This window comes from Sulfitobacter sp. PR48, assembly GCF_028807335.1.
Classification (GTDB): domain Bacteria; phylum Pseudomonadota; class Alphaproteobacteria; order Rhodobacterales; family Rhodobacteraceae; genus Sulfitobacter.
Window position 1 is genome coordinate 57,032 of sequence record NZ_JARAMM010000004.1, and the last position, 20,755, is coordinate 77,786.

17 protein-coding genes are annotated in these 20,755 nt (G+C 62.8%); 10 read left to right on the forward strand and 7 right to left on the reverse strand.

The features are described from left to right. Positions 1-85: 85 nt before the first annotated feature. Positions 86-859: an MBL fold metallo-hydrolase gene (locus tag PVW51_RS06650; protein WP_274574167.1), complete on the forward strand. Its 774-nt coding sequence runs from the start codon at positions 86-88 to the stop codon at positions 857-859. A 224-nt stretch (positions 860-1,083) separates the two neighbouring features. Here PVW51_RS06650 and PVW51_RS06655 read toward each other — a convergent pair whose 3' ends face one another. From PVW51_RS06655 to PVW51_RS06675, 5 genes are all read right to left on the reverse strand, one after another. Beyond that, positions 1,084-2,037 carry a hypothetical protein gene (locus PVW51_RS06655; RefSeq protein WP_274574168.1) on the reverse strand — a complete coding sequence of 318 codons (954 nt, stop codon included), beginning with the start codon at positions 2,035-2,037 and terminating at the stop codon, positions 1,084-1,086. A 210-nt stretch (positions 2,038-2,247) separates the two neighbouring features. Then, the gene (locus PVW51_RS06660; protein ID WP_274574170.1) at positions 2,248-3,402 is read right to left on the reverse strand and encodes an ABC transporter permease; all 1,155 of its coding nucleotides are present in this window, start codon (positions 3,400-3,402) and stop codon (positions 2,248-2,250) included. Continuing rightward, positions 3,399-4,427, reverse strand: a complete 1,029-nt coding sequence (locus tag PVW51_RS06665) for an ABC transporter permease (RefSeq protein ID WP_274574171.1) — start codon at positions 4,425-4,427, stop codon at positions 3,399-3,401. Before PVW51_RS06665 ends, PVW51_RS06660 begins: the two co-directional genes overlap by 4 nt. Then, complete coding sequence (locus tag PVW51_RS06670; protein ID WP_274574174.1) at positions 4,424-6,343, reverse strand: ABC transporter substrate-binding protein; 1,920 nt, start codon at positions 6,341-6,343, stop codon at positions 4,424-4,426. The genes PVW51_RS06665 and PVW51_RS06670 overlap by 4 nt, the downstream gene beginning before the upstream one ends. Beyond that, positions 6,336-8,105: a dipeptide ABC transporter ATP-binding protein gene (locus PVW51_RS06675; protein ID WP_269365594.1), complete on the reverse strand. Its 1,770-nt coding sequence runs from the start codon at positions 8,103-8,105 to the stop codon at positions 6,336-6,338. Before PVW51_RS06675 ends, PVW51_RS06670 begins: the two co-directional genes overlap by 8 nt. 147 nt (positions 8,106-8,252) lie before the next feature. Between PVW51_RS06675 and PVW51_RS06680 the strand changes: the two genes are divergently transcribed. From PVW51_RS06680 to PVW51_RS06715, 8 genes are all read left to right on the forward strand, one after another. After that, the gene (locus PVW51_RS06680) at positions 8,253-8,735 is read left to right on the forward strand and encodes a class I SAM-dependent methyltransferase (protein ID WP_269365596.1); all 483 of its coding nucleotides are present in this window, start codon (positions 8,253-8,255) and stop codon (positions 8,733-8,735) included. Positions 8,736-9,460: 725 nt separating this feature from the next. Then, positions 9,461-10,252 carry an IclR family transcriptional regulator gene (locus tag PVW51_RS06685; protein WP_274574411.1) on the forward strand — a complete coding sequence of 264 codons (792 nt, stop codon included), beginning with the start codon at positions 9,461-9,463 and terminating at the stop codon, positions 10,250-10,252. 19 nt (positions 10,253-10,271) lie between these two features. Further along, positions 10,272-12,362 (forward strand): 3-hydroxyacyl-CoA dehydrogenase NAD-binding domain-containing protein, encoded by a 2,091-nt coding sequence (locus tag PVW51_RS06690; RefSeq protein WP_274574184.1) that lies wholly within the window; start codon positions 10,272-10,274, stop codon positions 12,360-12,362. A 39-nt stretch (positions 12,363-12,401) separates the two neighbouring features. Next, positions 12,402-13,595 carry an acyl-CoA dehydrogenase family protein gene (locus PVW51_RS06695; protein ID WP_274574186.1) on the forward strand — a complete coding sequence of 398 codons (1,194 nt, stop codon included), beginning with the start codon at positions 12,402-12,404 and terminating at the stop codon, positions 13,593-13,595. A 3-nt stretch (positions 13,596-13,598) separates the two neighbouring features. Continuing rightward, positions 13,599-14,732, forward strand: a complete 1,134-nt coding sequence (locus PVW51_RS06700) for an acyl-CoA dehydrogenase family protein (RefSeq protein WP_274574189.1) — start codon at positions 13,599-13,601, stop codon at positions 14,730-14,732. Next, positions 14,713-15,147 carry a PaaI family thioesterase gene (locus tag PVW51_RS06705; RefSeq protein WP_274574190.1) on the forward strand — a complete coding sequence of 145 codons (435 nt, stop codon included), beginning with the start codon at positions 14,713-14,715 and terminating at the stop codon, positions 15,145-15,147. The genes PVW51_RS06700 and PVW51_RS06705 overlap by 20 nt, the downstream gene beginning before the upstream one ends. Then, entirely contained in the window at positions 15,144-15,914 is a 771-nt protein-coding gene (locus tag PVW51_RS06710; RefSeq protein ID WP_274574191.1) for an oxepin-CoA hydrolase, alternative type, read from the forward strand. The genes PVW51_RS06705 and PVW51_RS06710 overlap by 4 nt, the downstream gene beginning before the upstream one ends. A gap of 24 nt (positions 15,915-15,938) precedes the next feature. Beyond that, positions 15,939-17,435, forward strand: a complete 1,497-nt coding sequence (locus PVW51_RS06715; protein WP_274574192.1) for a class I adenylate-forming enzyme family protein — start codon at positions 15,939-15,941, stop codon at positions 17,433-17,435. A 10-nt stretch (positions 17,436-17,445) separates the two neighbouring features. Here PVW51_RS06715 and rpe read toward each other — a convergent pair whose 3' ends face one another. After that, entirely contained in the window at positions 17,446-18,135 is a 690-nt protein-coding gene (gene rpe / locus PVW51_RS06720) for a ribulose-phosphate 3-epimerase (protein ID WP_274574193.1), read from the reverse strand. Between the two features lie 201 nt (positions 18,136-18,336). Beyond that, on the reverse strand, positions 18,337-19,698 hold the full coding sequence (locus PVW51_RS06725; protein ID WP_274574194.1) for an MmgE/PrpD family protein: 1,362 nt from the start codon (positions 19,696-19,698) through the stop codon (positions 18,337-18,339). 139 nt (positions 19,699-19,837) lie between these two features. Between PVW51_RS06725 and PVW51_RS06730 the strand changes: the two genes are divergently transcribed. Then, a complete protein-coding gene (locus PVW51_RS06730) occupies positions 19,838-20,755 on the forward strand; it encodes an aminotransferase class IV (protein ID WP_274574196.1) in 918 nt (305 codons plus the stop codon).

Genomic DNA, 20,755 nt, shown 5'->3' on the forward strand with positions numbered 1-20,755 from the left:
CGCGCGACGCCGAATTTACGCTCCCCCGGTTTTGACAAAGGGGGGCAGCCGCCTATCTCCTGCTTGACCCAGAAGGAGGATCACAATGTCACAGACACGTCGCCATTTCCTTGTCACCACCGCTGCGACAGCCGGGGTTGTCACGCTTTTGCCCTATGCCGCGCGTGCCGCAGCCCATGCGGGCGATACCTTCGACACCGAAGCGGGCCCCATCACCGTGCATCCGGTCTCCCATGCCTCCTTTGTCATGGAGACGCCCAAGGGCACGATTTACGTCGACCCGGTGGGCGATGCGGCGCAATACGCGGATTTCCCGCCCGCGGATCTGGTATTGATCACCCACGAGCACGGGGACCATTACAGCGCAGAAACCCTGTCCGCTCTGGTGGGGGAGACCACCCAATTGATCACCAACCCGGCCGTCTTTGACATGTTGCCCGATGACCTGAAGGGCAAGGCAACTGCTGTGGCCAACGCGGAAATGGCGCAGTTTGCCGGGATGAACATCGAAGCGATCCCGGCCTACAACATGACCGAAGAGCGCAAGAATTTTCACCCCGAAGGCCGCGACAACGGATATGTGCTGAACTTCGACAAGTTCCGGGTCTATATCTCTGGCGATACCGAGGACATTCCCGAGATGCGGCAGCTGTCGGACATCGACCTGGCCTTTGTCTGCATGAACCTGCCCTTCACCATGGACGTGAATGCCGCGGCTTCGGCGGTGTCCGAATTTGCACCGACATATGTCTATCCCTACCACTACCGCGGCCGGGACGGCGGCACCCAGGATCCGGAAGCTTTCGCCAAACGTGTGGGCACGGATGTCGAGGTGAAGATGGGCAAGTGGTACGACTAGCTTGCTTGGACCGAAGCAGACCGGGGCCCGCCAACTCTTCGGCACTGACGGTGGTTTGATGGGCCTGGGCCTTTGGTTTGTCAAACTCGATCAGGATAGACGCTGGGGGCGGGTAACGAAGATCTGTGCCACCAAAGCGGGTTAAGTGTTACTGCGCCGCAATTGACAACGGCATTTTCCGATTGTGGTTTGGTTCGAAAGGAGGCTTTCGCGGGGAACGGCCCTCAACTTGAACGGGACAACATCCGTATGCGCGCGGCTAAGGTTTCCATCATTACGTCCAGCTGTTCCCTGCTTAGGCAGATTTGCTGGTCTTGCGGGCCTTCGACATAAGGTTCGATATCCTCCTTGTAATAGAGCTCGCGGCCAAAATATGCGTTGCCTTGCTTGATCCGCTCGCCAATTTCCTCGCAGTACGTTTCCAAAGCTACTCGCGATGCCTTGGGTTTGGAACTTGCGGTCGGCGGAAGGCGCGCCGACATGGTCTGAGCCAGAAATGCACCATCCACAGGCAGGTACTTGTTCATAGCTCGCTGTATTTCCAGCTCGGCTATATCCAGTGAGCGGTTGACGACGCGGACCGGTGGCAAGACAAACGTGGATTCCGGTTGACATAACCAGTCCGAAAAGAGTGTCAGCAATCTATTTCGTTCATGCGAGTAATTGTGAACTGTAAGTTTGAAATTTGCTTTTTTACACGCTTCTGAGAACTTGATGGCCCTTGAGATATTGTCGTTATGGGGGTTGTTCAAAGCGTACTCGAACGAGAGGGCCAGATTGCCGCTTTTCACAGCTTGGCTATAGCTCGCTGCGACATTTTCCAAGGGGTTACGCACGAAAAGCAACACGGAAACCGGGACGCCGGGATGCCGCGAAGAAATATCCTCGGCAATGGTGTCGAAGAGGCGTTGAAACAGGCTCTCATTCGAGACGAGCAAGCTCATGCCAGCAATATCATTTGCCTGCATCAACATTCTGTCCCAGGAATTTTCACCGTTTGGCAGGTTTCCTGAAGTCGTAAGTCCTTTTGCGGCGCGCTCCCGATCAGAGCTGCTTATCGGGTAGCATATTTGCCGGAAATGCAATGCGTCACTGGAAGCTGCCAGAACCGACTGCAAGAAGCTGGTGCCAGTTTTGCCGTGGCCGACGTGCAGCAGAATTTCTTTTGGTTGTGACATGTTTTCCTCGGTAACTTGATGTATTTAGTTTCAATTTTGTAAAAAAAAGCGATCAGGGTGCTCCGACCGATGCTTCATTTTGGCCAAGACAAACCGACCCCGCAAGGAGTTTTCCGTATCGGTGAAAGCCTCTTGCGGAAATGTTCCACGGTCTTGGGAGGGCAGAAATGGTCTTAGCAGATTATTGGTTCAGTTCTCTACCAGCGGCTTTCACCCCTTGTAGGGGTCGAGCGATGCCCGCAGGCCGTCGCCCAGGAAGTTGAATGCCAGGACAACGATGATGATGGGCAGCATGGGGATGGCCGTCCACCAGTAGATTTCGATGCTGGCCAGATTCTGGGCGTCGTTCAGCATGACACCCCAGCTGACGGCCGGGGCGCGCAGGCCGAGGCCGAGGAAGCTCAGCGCCGTCTCACCCAGGATCATTGCCGGGATCGACAGGGTTGCGCTGGCGATCAGATGCGACATGAAGTTCGGCAGCAGATGCCTGCTGATGATCCGCGCCGGTCTGGCCCCCATCATTTCCGCCGCTTTCACGAATTCCTCCTCGCGCAGCGACAGGAATTTCGACCGCACCGCCCGGGCGAGGCCGGGCCAGTCCAGGATCCCGAGAATGATCGAGATGATGAAAAAGACCGCGACCGGGCTCCAGTTGGAAGGCACCGCCGCCGAGAGGGCGAGCCAGAGCGGCAGTTCCGGCAGGGAGCGCAGGATTTCGATGGCCCGGTTGATGATCCAGTCGGTGCGCCCGCCAAAGTAACCCGCAAGTGCCCCGAAGGTGATGCCAAGCAGGAAGGAGACGGTGATGCCGATCAGCCCGACCGTCAGCGACAGTTGCGCGCCATAGAGGATACGGCTGAACACGTCCCGGCCCAGCCTGTCTGACCCCCAGAGAAAGATCGTGGCCCCGGGCGGCGCACAGAACAGATGGGTGTCGGAGGGGATCAGGCCGAAGAGGTTGTAATCCGCCCCTTCGCAGAAAAATTCCAGCGGCATCGGGGTGGATGTGTCGGTGGTATAGGTCCAGCGGAAATTGACCAGATCGGCCTTTGCCGTGATCGGATAGACGTAAGGCCCCACAAACGACCCCTCGTGCCACAGGTTGACGCTTTGCGGCGGCGCATAGAGATAGTCGGCGCTGCGCTGATTGGGGGTATAGGGGGAGATGAAACCGGCAATGGGCAGCATCAGATAGCACAACAGCAGGAAAATGCCCGATATCAGCCCGATCCGGTGGCGTTTGAACTTGCGCCAGGTCAGCAGCCAGGCCGGCGCATCCATGTCCGCGCGTTCGGGGGCGCTGATGTCGGTGTCATCGGACCAGGCTTCTGCATCGACATAACGGTTGTCCGGGTGAATGCTCATGTGTCACGGCTCCCGTAGCGGATGCGCGGGTCGAGCAGCACCAGCAACAAGTCCGAGATCATCGTGCCGACCAGTGTCAGCAGAGCCACGAACATCAGCACGAAGGCGGCAAGGAACTGATCCTGGCTTTTCAGCGCGGCCAGCAGGGCAGGGCCGATGGTCGGCAGGGCCAGGACGACCGACACCAGCACCGAACCCGAGACCATGGCCGGCAGCAGGTTGCCGATGTCCGCGACAAAGGGGTTGAAGGCCATCCGCAGGGGATATTTGGCCAACAGGCGCGCCGGTGCCAGCCCCTTGGCGCGGGCGGTCTCCACATAGGGTTTGCTGAGCTCGTCCAGCATGTTTGCGCGCAGGCGCTGCATCATCGCCGCCGCCCCCGCAGTGCCGATGACGAAAGTGGGCACAATCAAATGGGTGGCCATGGATTTGACCTTGGCCCAGCTCAGCGGTTCGCCCTCGAAACTGGCGTCCATCAGGCCGCCGATGGGAATGTCGAAATACTTGTGCCCATAGTAGAACAGGATCAGCGCCAGCAGGAAGTTGGGTGTGGCAAGGCCAAGATATCCCACGAATCCGGCGGTGTAATCCATCCATGTCTCTGCCTCGGCAGCGGCCAGCACGCCCAGCGGCAGGGCGACCACATAGACAAAGAGCACGGCAGCGAGGTTGACCAGCACGGTCAGCCAGAGCGCATCCCCCACGATTTCCCCGACCGGCCGGTCGAATTCGAAGGACCAGCCGAAATCACCCTGGATCAGCCCGGAAAACCCGTTCGGACCGGGGGCAAAGCCGACCCAGATCAGGTATTGCTCCCAGATCGGCCGGTCCAGCGCATATTCGGTGCGCAGGAATTCGGCCTTGGCCACACCTTCGGCCTGACCGGTGGCACGCAGCTCGGCAATCTGGTTGGACAGGTAATCGCCGGGCGGCAGGTTGATGATGGTGAAGACAAGGATCGACACGATCCAGAGCGTCAGCAGCATGGTGAAAAAGCGATAGACCGCGTATTTGAGAAAGGTCATTGCGTCACCTGTTGCAGGGCATCTTCAAAGTAGAATTCGTCGATGCGGTGGACGCCGAAATGCGCGCCGGGCTCAAACGCCCAGATCGCCGTCTCGGGCACGTTGCGCAGCCGCTTGTTGACCACCACGGGCTGCGGGGCTTCGGACAGGATGCCAATCGCGAATTGCTGCTCTGCGTGGATGTCCAGCATCTCAGCCCAGATGGCGCGGCGTTCATCCCGGTCGAAGGTATGGTTCCATTGGTCCGACAGCGCCAGCAGGCGTTTCGCCTCTGGCAGATCCGGGGCTTCGCCGACCTCACCCCCCGACTGGAAGTACTGGCCCCACTTCGGCCAGGCAAAGAATTCCTGGTTGGTGGGGGCAAGATACATCGGCGAGGTCGAGGCGGAGGGCAGCCCGTTGTCCCAGCCAAACCAGACCGCCGACATCGACACACCGGCATAAACACGGTTGCGCAGGATGTCGCGGTCAAGCGGGCGCATCACCAGTTTGATCCCGAGGTCGCGCCAGGTGTCCGTGACGATGGCCAGGGCATTCTCGACCTCTTGCCGTTCGCCTGCCGTTTCCACGATGAACTCCATTGGCCGCCCGTCCGGTAGTCTGCGCAGCCCGTCCGGAGTGCGGTCGGTCAGGCCCATCTCGTCCAGCAGGGCATTGGCCGCGTCGATGTCCATGGTGGCCCACATCGACAGATCGGCGCGGTTGAACAGGGGGCTGGATGACAGGGCGGTCATGCCGCCCTCCAGCGCCAGGCCGAAATAGAGGGCGCGGTTGATCATATGCCGGTCGATGCCCATGCTGAGGGCCCGGCGGAACCGCACATCGCGCATCACCTCGCGCCAGACGGGATCGTTGAAGTTGAGGTTGGGGTAGATCGCGATCTGGCTGGCAGCCCCGTTGCCCCAGAGCAGCGTGCGGTAGTTGCCGCCGTCGGATTCGCCCTTCTTGAGGATCGAGATGTCCGGGAAATCGAGGCCGCGCGCCTGAAGGTCTGCCTCGCCCGCGTTGGCCTTGGCCGCAACCAGCCCGCCGCCCACGATGCTCATCTCGACAATGTCGATATAGGGCAACTGGACCCCCCGGGCGTCGATCCTGTGATAATAGGGGTTGCGCACGAAAACCTGCCGCGAGGTGGTGCCGCTGGCGTTGATCCAGGGCTGCAGGGTCGGCTGCTGCGGGTTGTCGAACTTGTACATGCTGTCACGACGGTTGTGCAGCGCGGCCCAGCTCTTGACCCGCGCCTTGCGGGTTTCCAGTTTCAGCGCGGCGGGATCCGCGAGGTCGCCGTGAAACTGTCTGAGGTAGTGTGCGGGCCGATAGATGAACGGCGGGGCCGCCTGTGCCAGCAACGGCAGGAAGTTTGCATTGGCGGTGGGCCATTCGAATACCACCGTATAGGCATCGGGAAAGGTCACGCTGCCCAGGACGCCGTCGACATACATGAACTCCGGCGGCCCGGTTGGCGTGATCTTTTCATTATTCACGACATATTCCCACCAATAGCGGAAATCTTCCGACGTGAAGGGCGCGCCGTCGGACCAGCGGTGGCCGGGGCGCAGATGCATGGTGAACCTGCGGTCTTCCTCGATCTCGATGTCGCGCAGGATGTCGGGGTAAAGTTCGTAGTTGGTGTCATAGCCGACCAGGCGGGCATAGCCATACACCACCATCTGGCGCACGTCCTTGGCACGCGAGACCATGGTGCGCAGGGTGCCACCCTGCCTGCCAAAGCTGCGCCCCTTGGCGGGCAGATCGACGATCAGCGGCGTTTCCGGCAAACGCTCTGCAATCGGGGGCAGGTGGCCCTGGTTGATCTCCATCTGCCAGAAGGAGCTTTCCTGAGGCGCCGGCATCTCTTGGGCAGATGCGGAGAGGCCCGTGATCAGGGCGAGGCAGAGGGCGATGCACCTAAACATGGCACCTCACCAGATGTCCGGGATCCAGCTCGCGCAGGATGGGTGCGTCAGCGCCTTCAAAGCGGAACCGGTCCGGCCAGCTTGCCGGTGATCCGGCGCCTTTTGCGACCAGGGCAAGGTCGATGGGGCGCGAAAGGTCCGGTTCCGGCTGGGCGGCGATCAGGGCCCGGGTGTAGGGGTGGCAGGGGTTGTAGAACAGCGTTTCGGGCGGCGCCTGTTCCACGATCACCCCGGCGCGCATCACCGCGACCTCATCGGCGATCCGTGCGACCACGGCCAGATCGTGGCTGATGAACAGATAGCTCAGCGCGGCACGGTCGCGGATGTCTTCGAGCAGGGTCAGGATCTGATCCTGCACGGAAACATCCAGCGCCGAGGTCGGCTCGTCACAGATCAGCAGCCTGGGATCGAGGGTCAGCGCCCGGGCGATTGACAGGCGCTGTCGCTGACCACCGGAAAACGCATGCGGATAGCGGCGCAGCATGTCCGGGTCCAGCCCGACCCAGCGCAGCATTTCCGCCGCCTTTTCAAGCTGCTCCGCGCGGCTGCCGATGTTGTGGATCTGCATCGGCTCGATCATCGCGCTTTGCACCCGCATCCGGGGGGAAAGGGAGGAATAGGGATCCTGGAACACCATCTGCGCCTGACGCTGAAAGGCGGTGCGCTGGGCGCGCGTCATGTCGTGCACGGGCAGCGGCGCATCGTCCCGGTCCGGGGCAAACAGCACCTCTCCGCCGGGATCGGGGCGTTCCGCGCCAAGGGCGATGCGCGCGCAGGTCGTCTTGCCCGAGCCGCTTTCGCCCACCACGGCCAGTGTTTTGCCGCGCACCACCTGCAGGTTCACGTCCCGGCAGGCCGCGATCTGTACCGGTTTGCGCCAGCCTCCGGCCCGCATGGTATAGGTCTTGGACACGTTCCTGAGGTCGAGAATGATGTCCTTGCGATCCAGTGCCCGCGCGGGTTGCGCGACCTCCGGGATCATCGGCGCGGCGGCAAACAGCTTTTTCGTGTAGCCATGTGCAGGCGCCCCCAGAATGCCGCTGGCGCCGCCGCTTTCCATGACACGGCCCTTGTTCATGACCACGACCTGCTGCGCCATATTGGCCACCACGCCCAGATCATGGGTCACCAGGATGACGGCCATGCCGGTATCCTTCTGCAAACTGCGGATCAGCCCCAGAACCTGCGCCTGCGTCGTGACGTCCAGCGCGGTGGTGGGTTCATCCGCGATCAACAGCTCCGGTTCGGCAACCATGGCCATGGCGATCATGGCGCGCTGACGCATCCCGCCCGACATCTCGAAGGGATAGCTCCGCCATGCCCGTTCAGGATCTGCAAAGCCGACTTTCTCGAATTGGGCCAGGACCCGGCGCTTTGTCTCGGCGCCGCCGAGATTGCGGTGAATCCGCAGCACCTCGCCAACCTGATTGCCCAGCCGGTGCAGCGGTGACAGCGAGCGCATCGGCTCCTGAAAGATCATCGCGATCCGGTTGCCCCGGATGCGCCTCATTTGCCTGCTGGAACAGGTCAGCAGGTCGGTCGCCCCGTCAGGCTGATTGAAGGTGATCCCGCCGCCCCGGACCTGCGCCGTCTCCGGCAGGATGCGCAGGATCGCGCGGCAGGAAAGCGTCTTGCCCGATCCGCTTTCGCCGACCAGCGCAAGTGTCTCGCCCGCGTGTACCGAAAAGCTCACGTTGCTGACCACCGGCGGGGCCATGCCAAAGCCGATCGTAAGTGCGTCAACATCGAGCAGTGAGGTCATCGGGTTCCTGTCGGGGCCAAGAGTACAGAACTTGAAGTGAAGCCTATTCCGCGCCACAGGTCCAGAGGCGCGCGGCGTCAGGCGTCAATGCTTCACTTTGTGCTGCACCTGCGCCATGTAGGGCCGGAAATGTTACAGGAGTACCGCATGAGCCGCCTAGATGTCTTTATCAACCGGATGGTGTCGCAGCGCGCCTGTCTGGATCACGCCGCCGCGCGGACTGCCGACTTCCCCGGACCGGTGTTCGAACTGGGGCTGGGCAATGGCCGCACCTATCACCACATGCGCGAGACGATGCCGGGCCGCGACATCTTTGTGTTTGAGCGGGCCGTTGCCGCCCATCCTGACAGCACACCGGCCGACGAGATGCTGATTCTGGGCGATGTGCGCGAAACGCTGGTTGAGGCGCTTGCGCGGTTCGGGCCGACGGTGGCGCTGATTCATGCCGATCTGGGCGGCCACAACCTGTCCAAGAACGATGCTTTCGCGCGGCTTGTCTCGCCCCTGATCGAGCCGCTTCTGGCGCCGGGTGGCCTGATGGTGTCATCGGACCGGATGTATTTCGAGCGTTTGCAGGAGCAGGAATTGCCGCCTGAGGCGGTGCCGGGGCGGTGTTTCATCTACGGCTAGGGGCTGGCTGCTCCCCGGTCCGGCGTAAGGCCGTTGATCCAAAACAGGACCTGTTCCGGTGTCGATTTACTTGCGGTAAGGATGATCCCCGCCAGTCGTATACATGTCGCCGATGTTGCCAGTGTCGCCAATGCGGCCGATGGGGCCAATGGGACCGTGCATCCAGAAGACCCTCCTGTGATGACATGTCAAAAATGACATGTCATCACAGCGGGTCGAAAGCCGCGCATGTTTCATTCGGTGCGACGGGTTTTCTGTATCTTCTCTGTGATGCGGAGAGGCGAAGCGACACCAACTGCCAGGTGTTTCCGACCTGAACCGGAGCTTTCCCGCCGTTCCGTTTGGCGATGCCAATGCCCCAAAACATCCCCGCCTGGCGACAGCACTCTGACACAAACCGGCTTGCCCGGCATCTGAAAGGGTGGGCCACAATCTGACCCGCTCAGAGGCAGGGCCCCAGGGTCCCGGCATGGGCAGACCCAGGATGACGCCCCGTCCTTGCCCATCCCTTTGTTTTTGGTCTTGTGCCTTTGAAACCGTGAACCTATGTTCCGATGAATTTTGCGAAACAGTGTTTTGCAATGCGAAACAGCAATGGGGAGGATTGCTTTGCCGGAATTGCCCGCACCGCTGAGACCGCGCAGGCCGGGGGTGACCCGCTTGGTCGCCGTTGCCGTTGCCTGCCTGCGGCCATCTCGCATCAGCGTGGGGGCATGTCCGTGCAAATGACATCCGGTCAGACAGAATCCGGGACCACCGACCGCAAGTTTGCCAACACGCTTGCCCGGGGCCTTGGCGTGTTGCGGGCCTTTCGTGCCAGCGACAACGGGCTGACCCATGCAGAAATCGCCAAACGTACCGGATTGCCCAAGCCGACGATTTCGCGGCTGACCTATACGCTGTGCGAACTGGGCTATCTCGTCCATGGCGGGCGCAACGACCGGTTCCGCCTTGGCCCTGCCGCCGTGGCCCTTGGGTCTGTTGCGGGGCTTTCCGTCGGCTTTGTCGATCATGCCTCGGAACAGATGCAGGCGCTCGCGGACCGGACCGGCACGCTGGCGCTGATAGCCGTGCGCGACGGTGCGCGGATGCTGCTGGCAAAAACCTGGCGGCCCGAAGGAAAATCGACCATCTGGCTGGATCCGGGTTACCGCATTCCGATGTACGGCTCCTCCTCCGGCATGGCAGTGCTGGCCTCGATGGATGACGACAGGTTCGCGGGGCTTGATAACGCCGACACCCTGGTGTCCTTTCGCAGGCAGGGCTACGACCAGCTGCTGGGGCAGGGATTTGTCATCACCCCGCGCGACCTGCGCTACACAGGTACCGTCAACGCGGTGAGCGTACCCTATTTTGCGAATGAATTTGGTGAATCCGTTGCCTTTACCTGTGGCGCATCACCTGCTGACCTGCCGACGCACCGCATGCTGGCAGAGGTCGGCCCCGCCCTGCGCGATACCGTGCGCGCGCTTGAGCAGAACACCGGACATGCTGCTGCGCTGATACGGCGCGGTTGAGACTTCAAGGAGACCTGAAATGACCGACAAGATCGACTATTCCCGCCACGACGACATCGCCGTCCTGCGCATCCGGAATCCCCCTGTCAACGCGCTGTCACAGGCCGTGCGCCAGGGGCTGTCCGACGCCATGGACCGGGCCGAGGCCGAGGAAGGTGTCAGAGCGGTCCTGATCGTGGGTGAGGGGCGCGCCTTCATCGCGGGTGCCGACATCACCGAATTCGGCAAACCCCCGCAGGAACCCTTCCTGCCGGACCTCTGCACAAGGATCGAAGGATCGCCGCTGCTGGTGGTGGCCTCCATGCACGGGGTGTCGCTGGGCGGCGGGCTTGAGGTGGCGTTGGGCGCGCATTACCGCATCGCCCAGCCCGACGCGCGGGTGGGCCTGCCCGAGGTGCATCTGGGCCTGATCCCCGGCGCGGGCGGGACCCAGCGCGTGCCGCGTCTGACAGGGGCGGAAAAGGCGATCGAGATGATCACCTCCGGTCGTCAGATCAAGGCGGCAGAGGCGCAGGAAATGGGCCTGATCGACCGAGTGGCCGAAGGTGATCCCGAAGCGGTGGGCCTTGCCTATGTGCAAGAGCTTCTCGGTGCCAATGCACCGCGCCGCCCGGTCAGCGAACTGCCCGGCCCGGACCCCATCGACTGGGATGCCACCTATGACGCGGTGCTGAAAAAGGGCCGGGGCCAGATCAGCCCTGCCACCGCCGTGCGCGCGGTGCAGGACAGCGCCGAGCAACCCTTTGCCGAAGGAATGAAACGCGAGCGGGCGCATTTCATGGACCTGATGCAAACCGACCAGCGCAAGGGCATGATTCATGCCTTTTTCAACGAACGCGCCGTGGGCAACCTGCCGGAACTCAAGGGCGTGGAGCCGCGCGCCCTGCAATCCATTGGTGTCATCGGCGGTGGGACGATGGGGGCAGGCATTGCCACTGCTGCCCTGTTGGCCGGCCTCAATGTCATCCTGATCGAGATGAAGCAGGAGGCAGCGGATGCCGCGCGGGACCGCATCGGCGGCAATCTTCAGGGCGCGCTGAAACGCGGCAAGATTTCCCAGAACAAATACGATGCGATGATGACCACCGGGCTGGAGGTGTCGATCAACTACGACAGCCTGCGCGACGTCGATCTGGTGGTCGAGGCAGTGTTCGAGGACATGGGCGTGAAACGCGAGGTTTTCGGCAAGCTCGACGCCGTGTGCAAGCCGGGCTGCGTGCTGGCCTCCAACACCTCCTATCTGGATGTGGACGAAATCGCCGCCGCCACCTCGCGGCCCGAAGACGTGATCGGCCTGCATTTCTTCTCGCCCGCACATGTCATGAAACTGCTTGAGGTCGTGGTGGCGGAAAAGACCGCGCCGGATGTCGTTGCCACCGGTTTTGCGCTGGGCAAGGCACTGGGCAAGATCAGCGTGCGCGCGGGCGTCTGCGACGGTTTCATCGGCAACCGTATTCTGGCGGTCTACCGCACCGCCGCGGACCATATGGTGCTGGACGGCGCATCGCCCTACCAGATCGACAAGGCACTGACCGACTTCGGCTTTGCCATGGGCCCCTTTGCCGTAGCCGACCTTGCCGGGCTCGACATCGGCTGGGCCACGCGCAAGCGCAAGGCGCCGCACCGCCACCCGGCGGAACGTGTGCCGACCTATATCGACCGGCTCTGCGAAGAGGGTCATTTCGGCCAGAAGACCGGCGAAGGCTATTACATCTACGAAAAGGGCAAGCGCGGCGGCACGCCGAACCCCAAGATCGCTGCACTGGTCGCCGAGGAACAGGCGGAGCGCGGAATTACGCCACGTGACTTCACCGACGAAGAGATTGTGCGGCGCTACATGTGTGCCATGGTGAACGAAGCGGCCAAGGTTGTTGGCGAAGGCATCGCGCGTCGTCCTCTGGACGTCGATATGGTTCTGCTCTTCGGCTACGGCTTTCCACGCTATTGGGGGGGACCGATGAAATGGGCGGATATTCAGGGGCTGGACAAGGTGCTGGCCGACATCGAAGGCTATGCGCAGGAGGATGCGTGGTTCTGGCAACCCGCACCGCTGCTACAGGAACTTGTGGCCGAGGGCCGTACATTCGACGACCTGAACAAGGCCAACTGACCCCCATGCACCAGGCGAATTCACGATAGGAGCACCGACATGGATCTGAGCTATTCCGAAGAAGAGAAAGCCTTCCGCGAGGAAGTCCGCACGTTTTTGAAAGACAAACTGCCCAAGGAGCTGAGCGACAAGGTGCGCTATGGCGGTGAGCTGGGCAAGGCCGACATCGAACGCTGGCATGCCATCCTGAACGAACAGGGCTGGCTGGCACCGAACTGGCCCAAGAAGTTCGGCGGGGCCGAATGGAACGCCGTGCAGCGCCACATTTTCGAGGAAGAGGCCGCCGCCCACCACGCGCCCCGCATCGTGCCCTTTGGCCTGTCGATGCTGGCGCCCGTGCTGCAGAAGTTCGGATCGAAGGAACAGCAGGACCATTGGCTGCCGCGCATCCTGAACGGCGATGACTGGTGGTGTCAGGGCTATTCCGAGCCGGGCGCCGGGTCCGACCTCGCCTCGCTCAAGACCACGGCGGTCCGCGACGGCGACCACTACATCGTCAACGGCCAGAAAACCTGGACCACGCTGGGCCAGCACGCCAACATGATCTTCTGCCTTGTGCGCACGAACAAGGAGGTCAAGCAGCAGGAAGGCATCTCGTTCCTGCTGATCGACATGGACACGCCGGGTATCGAAGTGCGCCCGATTGTGCTGCTGGACGGCGGGGCCGAGGTGAACGAGGTCTGGTTCACGGATGTGAAAGTGCCTGTTGAAAACCTGGTGGGAGAAGAGAACAAGGGCTGGACCTATGCCAAGTACCTGCTGACCCACGAGCGGACGAATATCGCGGGCGTCGGTTTCTCGCAGGCCGGCCTCACAGCGGTCAAGCGCCTCGCCAAGGCCGAGATGGCAGGCGGCAAGCCCCTGATCCAGAACCCGCATTTCGCGGCGCGTCTGGCTCAGGTGGAAATCGACCTGCAGGCCATGTCCACCACCAACCTGCGCATCATCTCCAAGGCGGCGGCGGGCACGGCGCCGGGGGTGGAATCCTCCATGCTCAAGGTCAAGGGCACGATCATCCGGCAGGAGATCAACGACCTCGCGCGGCGCGCCGCCGGGGCCTATGCGATGCCCTTCGCCTCCGAAGCGATCGAAGGCTCCAACGCGGGCCTGCCCGATCCGCTGTCCGCGGGCCCTGTGGCCGCGCAGTATTTCAACAACCGCAAGCTGTCGATCTTTGGCGGCTCCAACGAAATCCAGCGTGGCATCATCGCCAAGGTCACGATGGGAGGATAACAGATGAATTTCGAGCTGACTGAAGAACGCCAGATGCTGCAGGACACCCTGCGCCGCTACCTGCGCGAGAAATACGACACTGCCACGCGCAACAAGATCATTGAAAGTGACACGGGCTACAGTGCCGCGATCTGGGCGGAACTGGCCGAGCTTGGTGTGATCGGTGCGCTTTTCACCGAAGAGCAGGGCGGTTTCGGCGGCAAGGGTTTCGACCTCACCACGGTGTTCGAGGAACTGGGCCGCGCGGGCGTGGTCGAACCCTTTCTGGATACCGCCGTGCTGGCCGGTGGCCTGATCGCCGATCTGGGCAACGACGACCAGCAGGCTCATGTGGAAGAGATCATCGCGGGCAGCCTGCAACTGGCCTTCGCCCATGGCGAACCGACCAGCCGCTATGACCTGAACCGCGTGCAAACCACGGCAAAACCCGATGGCGACGACATCGTGCTGAACGGTCACAAGGCTGTCGTGGTGAATGCCGAAGCGGCCGACATGCTGGTCGTTTCGGCCCGCGAAAGCGGGGAGCCGGGCGACAACGAAGGCATCTCGTTGTTTCTGGTCCCTGCGGATACCAAGGGTGTCACCATTCAGGGCTATGCCCTGCTGGCCGGGGGCCGCGCCGCCGAGGTGATGCTGGACAATGTGAAAATCCCTGTCTCTGCCCGTCTCGGCGCGGCCGGCAAGGCCTTTGACGCCATCGAGGCGCGGGTGGCAGCGGCATCCGTGGCACAGGTCGCCGAAACCCTGGGCGCGATGGAGACCGCGACCCGGCTGACCAAGGATTACCTGGGAACGCGCAAGCAATTCGGCCGCCCCATTGGCACCTTTCAGGCGCTGGCGCACCGCATGTCCGACCTGCTGATCGAGATGGAGCAGGCGCGCTCTGCCGTGATCAACGCGGCGGGGCATCTGGAATCGGACCGTTCGGTTCGCGAAAGCCATGTCTCGGCGGCCAAGAACCTGATGGGCCGGGCGGGCCGTCTGGTGGCAGAGGATTCGATCCAGATGCACGGCGGTATTGCCATGACCCAGGAATATGAGCTGGCCCATATCGCCAAGCGGATCGTCATGGCGGACCACCGCTTTGGCGACACCGACCACCATCTGGAGCGGTTCATTGCCCTCTCCGCTGCCTGAGACCGCACATCTGATCGAGAACGAGACCGGGACGCAGACATTGATCGGCTATGTCGTCGATGTCAGCGACCCGGACGGTCGGGGGCGGGTCTGGCTGGACATCGGACCGCAGCACACCAACCGGCACAATGTGCTGCACGGGGGCATCGCCACGGCGGTGCTGGACAATGCCTGCGGGACCACCGGATCACTGACGGTCGATGCCACCGGCAAGGCGCCGTTCCTGACGATTTCCATGAACGTGCAGTTCGTCGCACCGGCGCGGGCAGGCACCCGTGTCACCGCCACGGGCCGTGTCGTGGGCGGCGGGCGCAGCACGCTGTTCATCGCTGCCGATATGGTGGATGAAAACGACCGTCTGATCGCCACCGCATCGGGGGTCTTCAAACGGGTTCCCAAGGAGAAACTGAAATGAGCGCACGGCTGGAGGACAAGGGCGACCGCCTGATTGTCTGGAATGGCAACACCGCCAAACGCGGGGCGCTCAGCCCTGAGCTTTACGACTGTATCCTTGAGGCGGTGAAACAGGCGCATGACCGGCGCATTCGCACGGTTATCCTCACCTCCGAAGGTCCGTTTTTCTGCGCCGGGGGGGATCTGAACGTCCTGATCGAACGGCGCGGCCTGCCCGAGGCGGAACGCCGCGAAAAAATTGACGGGCTGCACGATCTGATCCGCGCGATACGGTCCTGCCCGGTCCCGGTCATCGCTGCGGTGGAGGGTGGTGCGGCGGGTGCCGGCCTGTCCCTCGCGCTGGCCTGCGACCTGATCGTCGCCTCCGAGGAGGCGCGCTTTACCGCCGCCTATGTCAAGGCGGGGCTGGTGCCGGATGGCGGGCTGACCTCTGCCATGGCACGGATGCTGCCACGCCCCCTGGCGATGGAGATGTGCCTGATGGGCCGACCGGTGAATGCCCTTCGCTTTGCCGAACTTGGCGCGGTCAACCGCATCAGCAAACCCGACAAGGCACTGGAAGAGGCCATGATGCTGGCAGACACGCTGGCCGATGGCCCGCGCGACGCGCAAAGCACGATCCGGGGTCTGGTTGCCGACGCCTATGAAGCGACCGAGGCGGAGCAACTGGATGCCGAACGCAACGCAATGGCAGCGGCGTCAGGCAAGGACGAGGCCGCCGAAGGGATTGCGGCCTTCTTGGAAAAACGCAAACCCGTCTATCGCTGAGCGGTTTCGGGGGGAGGAGTGACAATGGCACGGGTGGAGAAATTTCTCGCCGATCAGGTGGCGCGCGCGCCCCTGTCCACGGCGCTCAGCGACAGCACGGGAGTCGTCTGGACCTTCGCCGATCTGGACGCGGCCAGCGATGTTCTGGCGGCAGAGCTTCAGGACGCCGGCGTGCAGGCCAACGACCGGGTGCTGCTGCTGGCCGAAAATTGTGCCGCCGCCGTTGCCGCCCTGCATGCGGCCTGGAAGCTGGGCGCGGTGATCATCCCCTTCAACGCCCGCCAGACCGAGGGCGAGGTACAGAAGATCCTCAATCACGCCACCCCCGCCGCCGTGCTGATGACCAGCGCGGTGTCCGGGGATGCCGCCCGACACGCCGAACGGATGGAAGCGCGCGAGATTACCGGGATGTTCGGTACTGTCCACATCGCCACGCCCGGACCCAGCAACCCTGATGACGACCTCCACGACGTTGCGGTGCTGCTTTATACCACCGGCACCACAGGCGATCCCAAGGGTGTGATGCTGACCCATTCGGGGATGCGGTTTGGCGGACAGGCCTCCGCCGCACTGCGCAGCATGACCCATGACGATGTGATCTATGGCGCGCTGCCGATGAGCCATGTCTTCGGCCTTGTCTCTGTCATCACGGCGGCCTGTTTTGCGGGCACCCATGTGCGGCTTGAGGCACGGTTTTCCGCGCAAAAGCTGTTCGAGGCGGCGCATGACGGGGTCACCATCATCCCGGCGGTGCCGCAGATGCATGCGCTGGTGATGCAATATACCAAGGAAAAGGGGCTGGATCGGCTGGGCTCACCCAGCCTGCGCTATGTCTCTTCCGGCGGCGCGCCGCTGGACCCGGCCTGGAAGCGCAAGGCAGAAGCCTTTTACGAACTGCCCCTGCAGAACGGGTTCGGCATGACCGAGACGACCTCCGGCGCCTCGGCCACGGTGAATGCGATCGGCTCGCCCGATACCTCGGTGGGGCCCGTTACCCCCGGCACCGAAGCGATGATCGACGAAACCGTGCCCGGCGGCGGCGAAGGGCAGGGCGAGGTGCTGATCCGTGGCCCCCATGTGATGAAGGGCTACTACCGCAACCCCGCAGAAACCGCCAAGGCGGTGGATGCGGACGGCTGGCTGCACACCGGCGATCTGGGCAAGATCGACGCCGAGGGGCGTCTGCACATCCTGGGACGGTCGAAGGAGCTGATCATCCATGGCGGGTTCAACGTCTATCCGCCCGAGGTGGAGGCGGCGCTGAACGACCATCCGCAGGTGATCCAGTCTGCGGTGATCGGCCGGATGAAGGATGGCGACGAGGAGGTTCTTGCCTTCGTGCAGGTGGCCGAGGGCGACATCCCCGATGCGGAGGAACTGCGCGCCTTTGTCAAGGAACGGCTGGCGGGCTACAAACGGCCCAGCCAGATCATCGTCGGCACCAGCCTGCCTGCGGCGCCGACGGGCAAGATCCTCAAGCACCGGCTGCTCGACGCCTTTGCCGATCAGATCAGGGACTGATCGGCAGAAATCAGACGTAAGTGCCGACAGCCGCCTGCCGGATGGCGCGGATGTTCTCGCCGTAAGGCGCGGGGTTACCGGCCGAGCCGCCCTTGAACACCGCCGATCCCGCCACCAGCACATCCGCGCCCGCCTTCACGCATTCGGGGGCGGTATCGACGGTCACGCCACCGTCAATCTCGATATGCACGGGACGGTCGCCGATCATGTTGCGCAGGGTTGCGATCTTGTGGGCAAGGGGGATGAACTTCTGCCCGCCAAAGCCGGGGTTCACCGTCATCACGCAGACCAGGTCGGCATCATCCAGCAGGTATTCCACCGCGCTGGCCGGGGTGCCCGGGTTCAGCGCCACACCGGCCTTGCACCCGGCACCCCGGATCGCCTGCAGGGTGCGGTGGATGTGCGGCCCCGCCTCCACATGGGCGGTGATGATGTCGGCACCGGCATTGGCAAAAGCGTCGATATAGGGGTCGACCGGCGCGATCATCAGATGCACGTCCATCACCCCCTTGATATGGGGCCGGATCGCGGCGCATGTGGTCGGGCCGAAGCTGATGTTCGGCACGAAATGCCCGTCCATCACGTCAACATGAATCCAATCCGCGCCCTGCGCTTCCACCGCGGCGCATTCCGCCCCGAAGTTGGCGAAATCGGCGGCGAGGATGGAGGGGGCGATTTTCACGGAGCGGTCAAAGGTCATGGCAGTCTTTCCGGCAGCTGAGACATGGTCCGCGTCATAGCCTGCAGGCGCGCCGGAGGATAGGGCGTTTCAAGGTATTTTTCCAAAGGTGCAGGTGGTGGCCCCGCCTTTACAGCGTCCCGCCTTTAACCTGATACATCCGGTATCGGCGATTCAAGTTCAAGGCGGGGCGCTTTCGGCAGCAGCACGGGTCCGGACGGATTACGCCGGATGCTCGGGCGGTGCCTGCAGCAGATCAAGCAGGCTGGCAAAGGATGTGCCCGCCCGTGGCAGCACCAGACAGGCTGCCATGATCGCCTCTGCCCTGTGTTGTCCGATCACAGGCGCGGCGAAGCGCATGAACTTGTCGGTGATGTCCAGTGCTGCGAAAGGACGTTCCGGCCCGCCGCGCGCATGGACCTCGCCCGAGGACAGGATTCGCCCGTCTTTCAGCGTGAGGGTGACATCGGCCCATCGCCCGGCGGGATAACGTGCCTCATGCTCCGGCCCCACGCGCATCTTTGTCATCGCCACCAGTTGCGCGGCCACCGGGTCCTGCAGCCCCGCGCCCGCGATATGCTCCAGCCGGATGTCGCCCCGGGCGATCATGACCGCCACGGCAAAGGGCAGCGAATATTGCGCCTGAGAGGTCGTCTCAGGGACGCCGGGAAAAAGCTGTACCGCGTTGTGAAAGCTGCGGATGTCGATGGCGGCGACCTGCTCTGCCGAGACATCATGCGCAAGGCAGATTTCACGCACGGCATCTATGCTGGCATGCGCCCAGCGGCAGATCGGGTAGGGTTTGATATATTGGTGCAGCACCTGCCAGAACCGGCCCAGGTCCGCCCAATGTTCCTGCGCCTCCGCAGCCTCGACGGTGATCGCGGGCGCACCGGTAAATCCCATCTCGGCCATGATCAGGGCGGAGACCCCCACCAGCGCGCCCATCCCGGACCCGTCGTGCAGCATCGTGGGGGTCGCAATTTCGCGCATCATCTGGCTGCGCGGCCCGTGATATTCCGCGATACCCAGCGCCTCGCGCAATTGTGCCGCCGAACTGCCCCGCAACCGCGCCCCCAGTGCGGTGACGCCAAGGGCATTCCAGGCCCCCGATGTATGGTAATCGCTGACCGAAGCATGCAGCGCGATGGCGGCCCGCCCTGCCACTTCGTATCCCGTGACCAGTGCCGCAAGCGCGTCACGCCCCGACAGATCCGGCAGGTGCTGCGCAAGGGAGACCAGCGCCGGGACCACCGCCACCCCGGTATGCCCCTTGGTCGGGTTGTATCCATCATGCCCGTCCAGGTTGTCGATCTGACTTGCCGTTGCAAAGGCCGCCCCGGCCAGGCTGGCCGCGCGTCCGTCGAACATCATCCAGGCGGTATCGTCCCGGTTGCCCGACCCGTAAAGGCGCCGCGCGGTTTCGCGGGCGATCTGCCCCGCCTGCATCGGGGCGGCGGCAATTGCGATGCCCAATGTGTCCAGCAATAACAGCGCCACATGGTCCAGAACCGCCTGCGGTATCTCTTCGGTCCGCTGGTTGCGGATGAAATGGTCGATGTGGTCTGGCAAGCCTTGCGCCATGAGAGCCTCCGCGTTGCTGCTGCATCCAGAATAGGGGGCCTCAGGGGGGATGATACGCCAATTGCGACATCTATCCGGCGTGTCTGGTGCAGGGCTGCAAACCTGTTAACACTACGCCGGGACAACAAAGGAACAGGCGATGGCCCAAACCACACATGAGGCGGACGAAGACAGCCGCAACCGCGATATCCGCATTTATGTGAACGGCGATATCGTGCACCGGGACGAGGCCAAGGTATCGGTCTATGACGCGGGCTTCATGCTGGGCGATGGCATCTGGGAAGGGATGCGGCTCTATCAGGGGACCTGGGCGTTCTTTGACGAACACATGGACCGCTTCTTCAATTCCTGCAAGGCCATCGACCTGGATGTCGGGACCGACAAGGCAGGCATCGCCGAGGCGCTGCGCCGCACGGCAGAGGCGAACGGGATGAGTGATGACGTGCATTGCCGGCTGATGCTGACCCGCGGGATCAAGGACAAGCCGTTCCAGCATCCCGGCCTCAGCACCTCCGGCCCGACGCTGGTGATCATCATGGAACATTCCAAACCGGTCGACCGCCTGCAATCGGCGGGCATCCGGCTGGCATCGGTGCCGCAGGTGCGCGGGTTGCCGCATGCGCAGGATCCAAAGCTGAACAGCCATTCCAAGCTGAACTGCATCATCGCCTGCCTGCAGGCCGAAGCCGCCGGTGCCGACGAGGCGCTGATGCTGGACCCGCATGGATTCGTGAACACGACCAATGCCTGCAACTTCTTCATCGTGCGCCGGGGCGAGGTCTGGACCTCGACCGGGGACTATTGCATGAACGGCGTGACCCGGGCCAAGGTCATCGACCTCTGCCTTGAAAACGGCATCCCTGTGCATCAGAAGAACTTCTCTCTCTACGAGGCCTATGGCGCGGACGAGGCATTTCTGACCGGCACCTTCGGCGCGCAGACACCCGTTGCCTCCATCGACGGCAAGACCATCGGCAACGGGGACCGGCCCGTGACCCGGACGATACAGGGCATGTACAAGGACCTGATCAAGAAACATGTAAGCGGAGCGGCGTGA

What these genes read in the sequence shown, in the direction of transcription:
- PVW51_RS06725 (WP_274574194.1), bottom strand. Translation starts at nt 19,698, where the DNA reads ATGGCGCAAGGCTTGCCAGACCACATCGACCATTTCATCCGCAACCAG.
- PVW51_RS06730 (WP_274574196.1), top strand. Translation starts at nt 19,838, where the DNA reads ATGGCCCAAACCACACATGAGGCGGACGAAGACAGCCGCAACCGCGAT.
- PVW51_RS06710 (WP_274574191.1), top strand. Translation starts at nt 15,144, where the DNA reads ATGAGCGCACGGCTGGAGGACAAGGGCGACCGCCTGATTGTCTGGAAT.
- PVW51_RS06660 (WP_274574170.1), bottom strand. Translation starts at nt 3,402, where the DNA reads ATGAGCATTCACCCGGACAACCGTTATGTCGATGCAGAAGCCTGGTCC.
- PVW51_RS06690 (WP_274574184.1), top strand. Translation starts at nt 10,272, where the DNA reads ATGACCGACAAGATCGACTATTCCCGCCACGACGACATCGCCGTCCTG.
- PVW51_RS06685 (WP_274574411.1), top strand. Translation starts at nt 9,461, where the DNA reads ATGACATCCGGTCAGACAGAATCCGGGACCACCGACCGCAAGTTTGCC.
- PVW51_RS06695 (WP_274574186.1), top strand. Translation starts at nt 12,402, where the DNA reads ATGGATCTGAGCTATTCCGAAGAAGAGAAAGCCTTCCGCGAGGAAGTC.
- PVW51_RS06655 (WP_274574168.1), bottom strand. Translation starts at nt 2,037, where the DNA reads ATGTCACAACCAAAAGAAATTCTGCTGCACGTCGGCCACGGCAAAACT.
- rpe (WP_274574193.1), bottom strand. Translation starts at nt 18,135, where the DNA reads ATGACCTTTGACCGCTCCGTGAAAATCGCCCCCTCCATCCTCGCCGCC.
- PVW51_RS06680 (WP_269365596.1), top strand. Translation starts at nt 8,253, where the DNA reads ATGAGCCGCCTAGATGTCTTTATCAACCGGATGGTGTCGCAGCGCGCC.
- PVW51_RS06665 (WP_274574171.1), bottom strand. Translation starts at nt 4,427, where the DNA reads ATGACCTTTCTCAAATACGCGGTCTATCGCTTTTTCACCATGCTGCTG.
- PVW51_RS06675 (WP_269365594.1), bottom strand. Translation starts at nt 8,105, where the DNA reads ATGACCTCACTGCTCGATGTTGACGCACTTACGATCGGCTTTGGCATG.
- PVW51_RS06700 (WP_274574189.1), top strand. Translation starts at nt 13,599, where the DNA reads ATGAATTTCGAGCTGACTGAAGAACGCCAGATGCTGCAGGACACCCTG.
- PVW51_RS06650 (WP_274574167.1), top strand. Translation starts at nt 86, where the DNA reads ATGTCACAGACACGTCGCCATTTCCTTGTCACCACCGCTGCGACAGCC.
- PVW51_RS06670 (WP_274574174.1), bottom strand. Translation starts at nt 6,343, where the DNA reads ATGTTTAGGTGCATCGCCCTCTGCCTCGCCCTGATCACGGGCCTCTCC.
- PVW51_RS06715 (WP_274574192.1), top strand. Translation starts at nt 15,939, where the DNA reads ATGGCACGGGTGGAGAAATTTCTCGCCGATCAGGTGGCGCGCGCGCCC.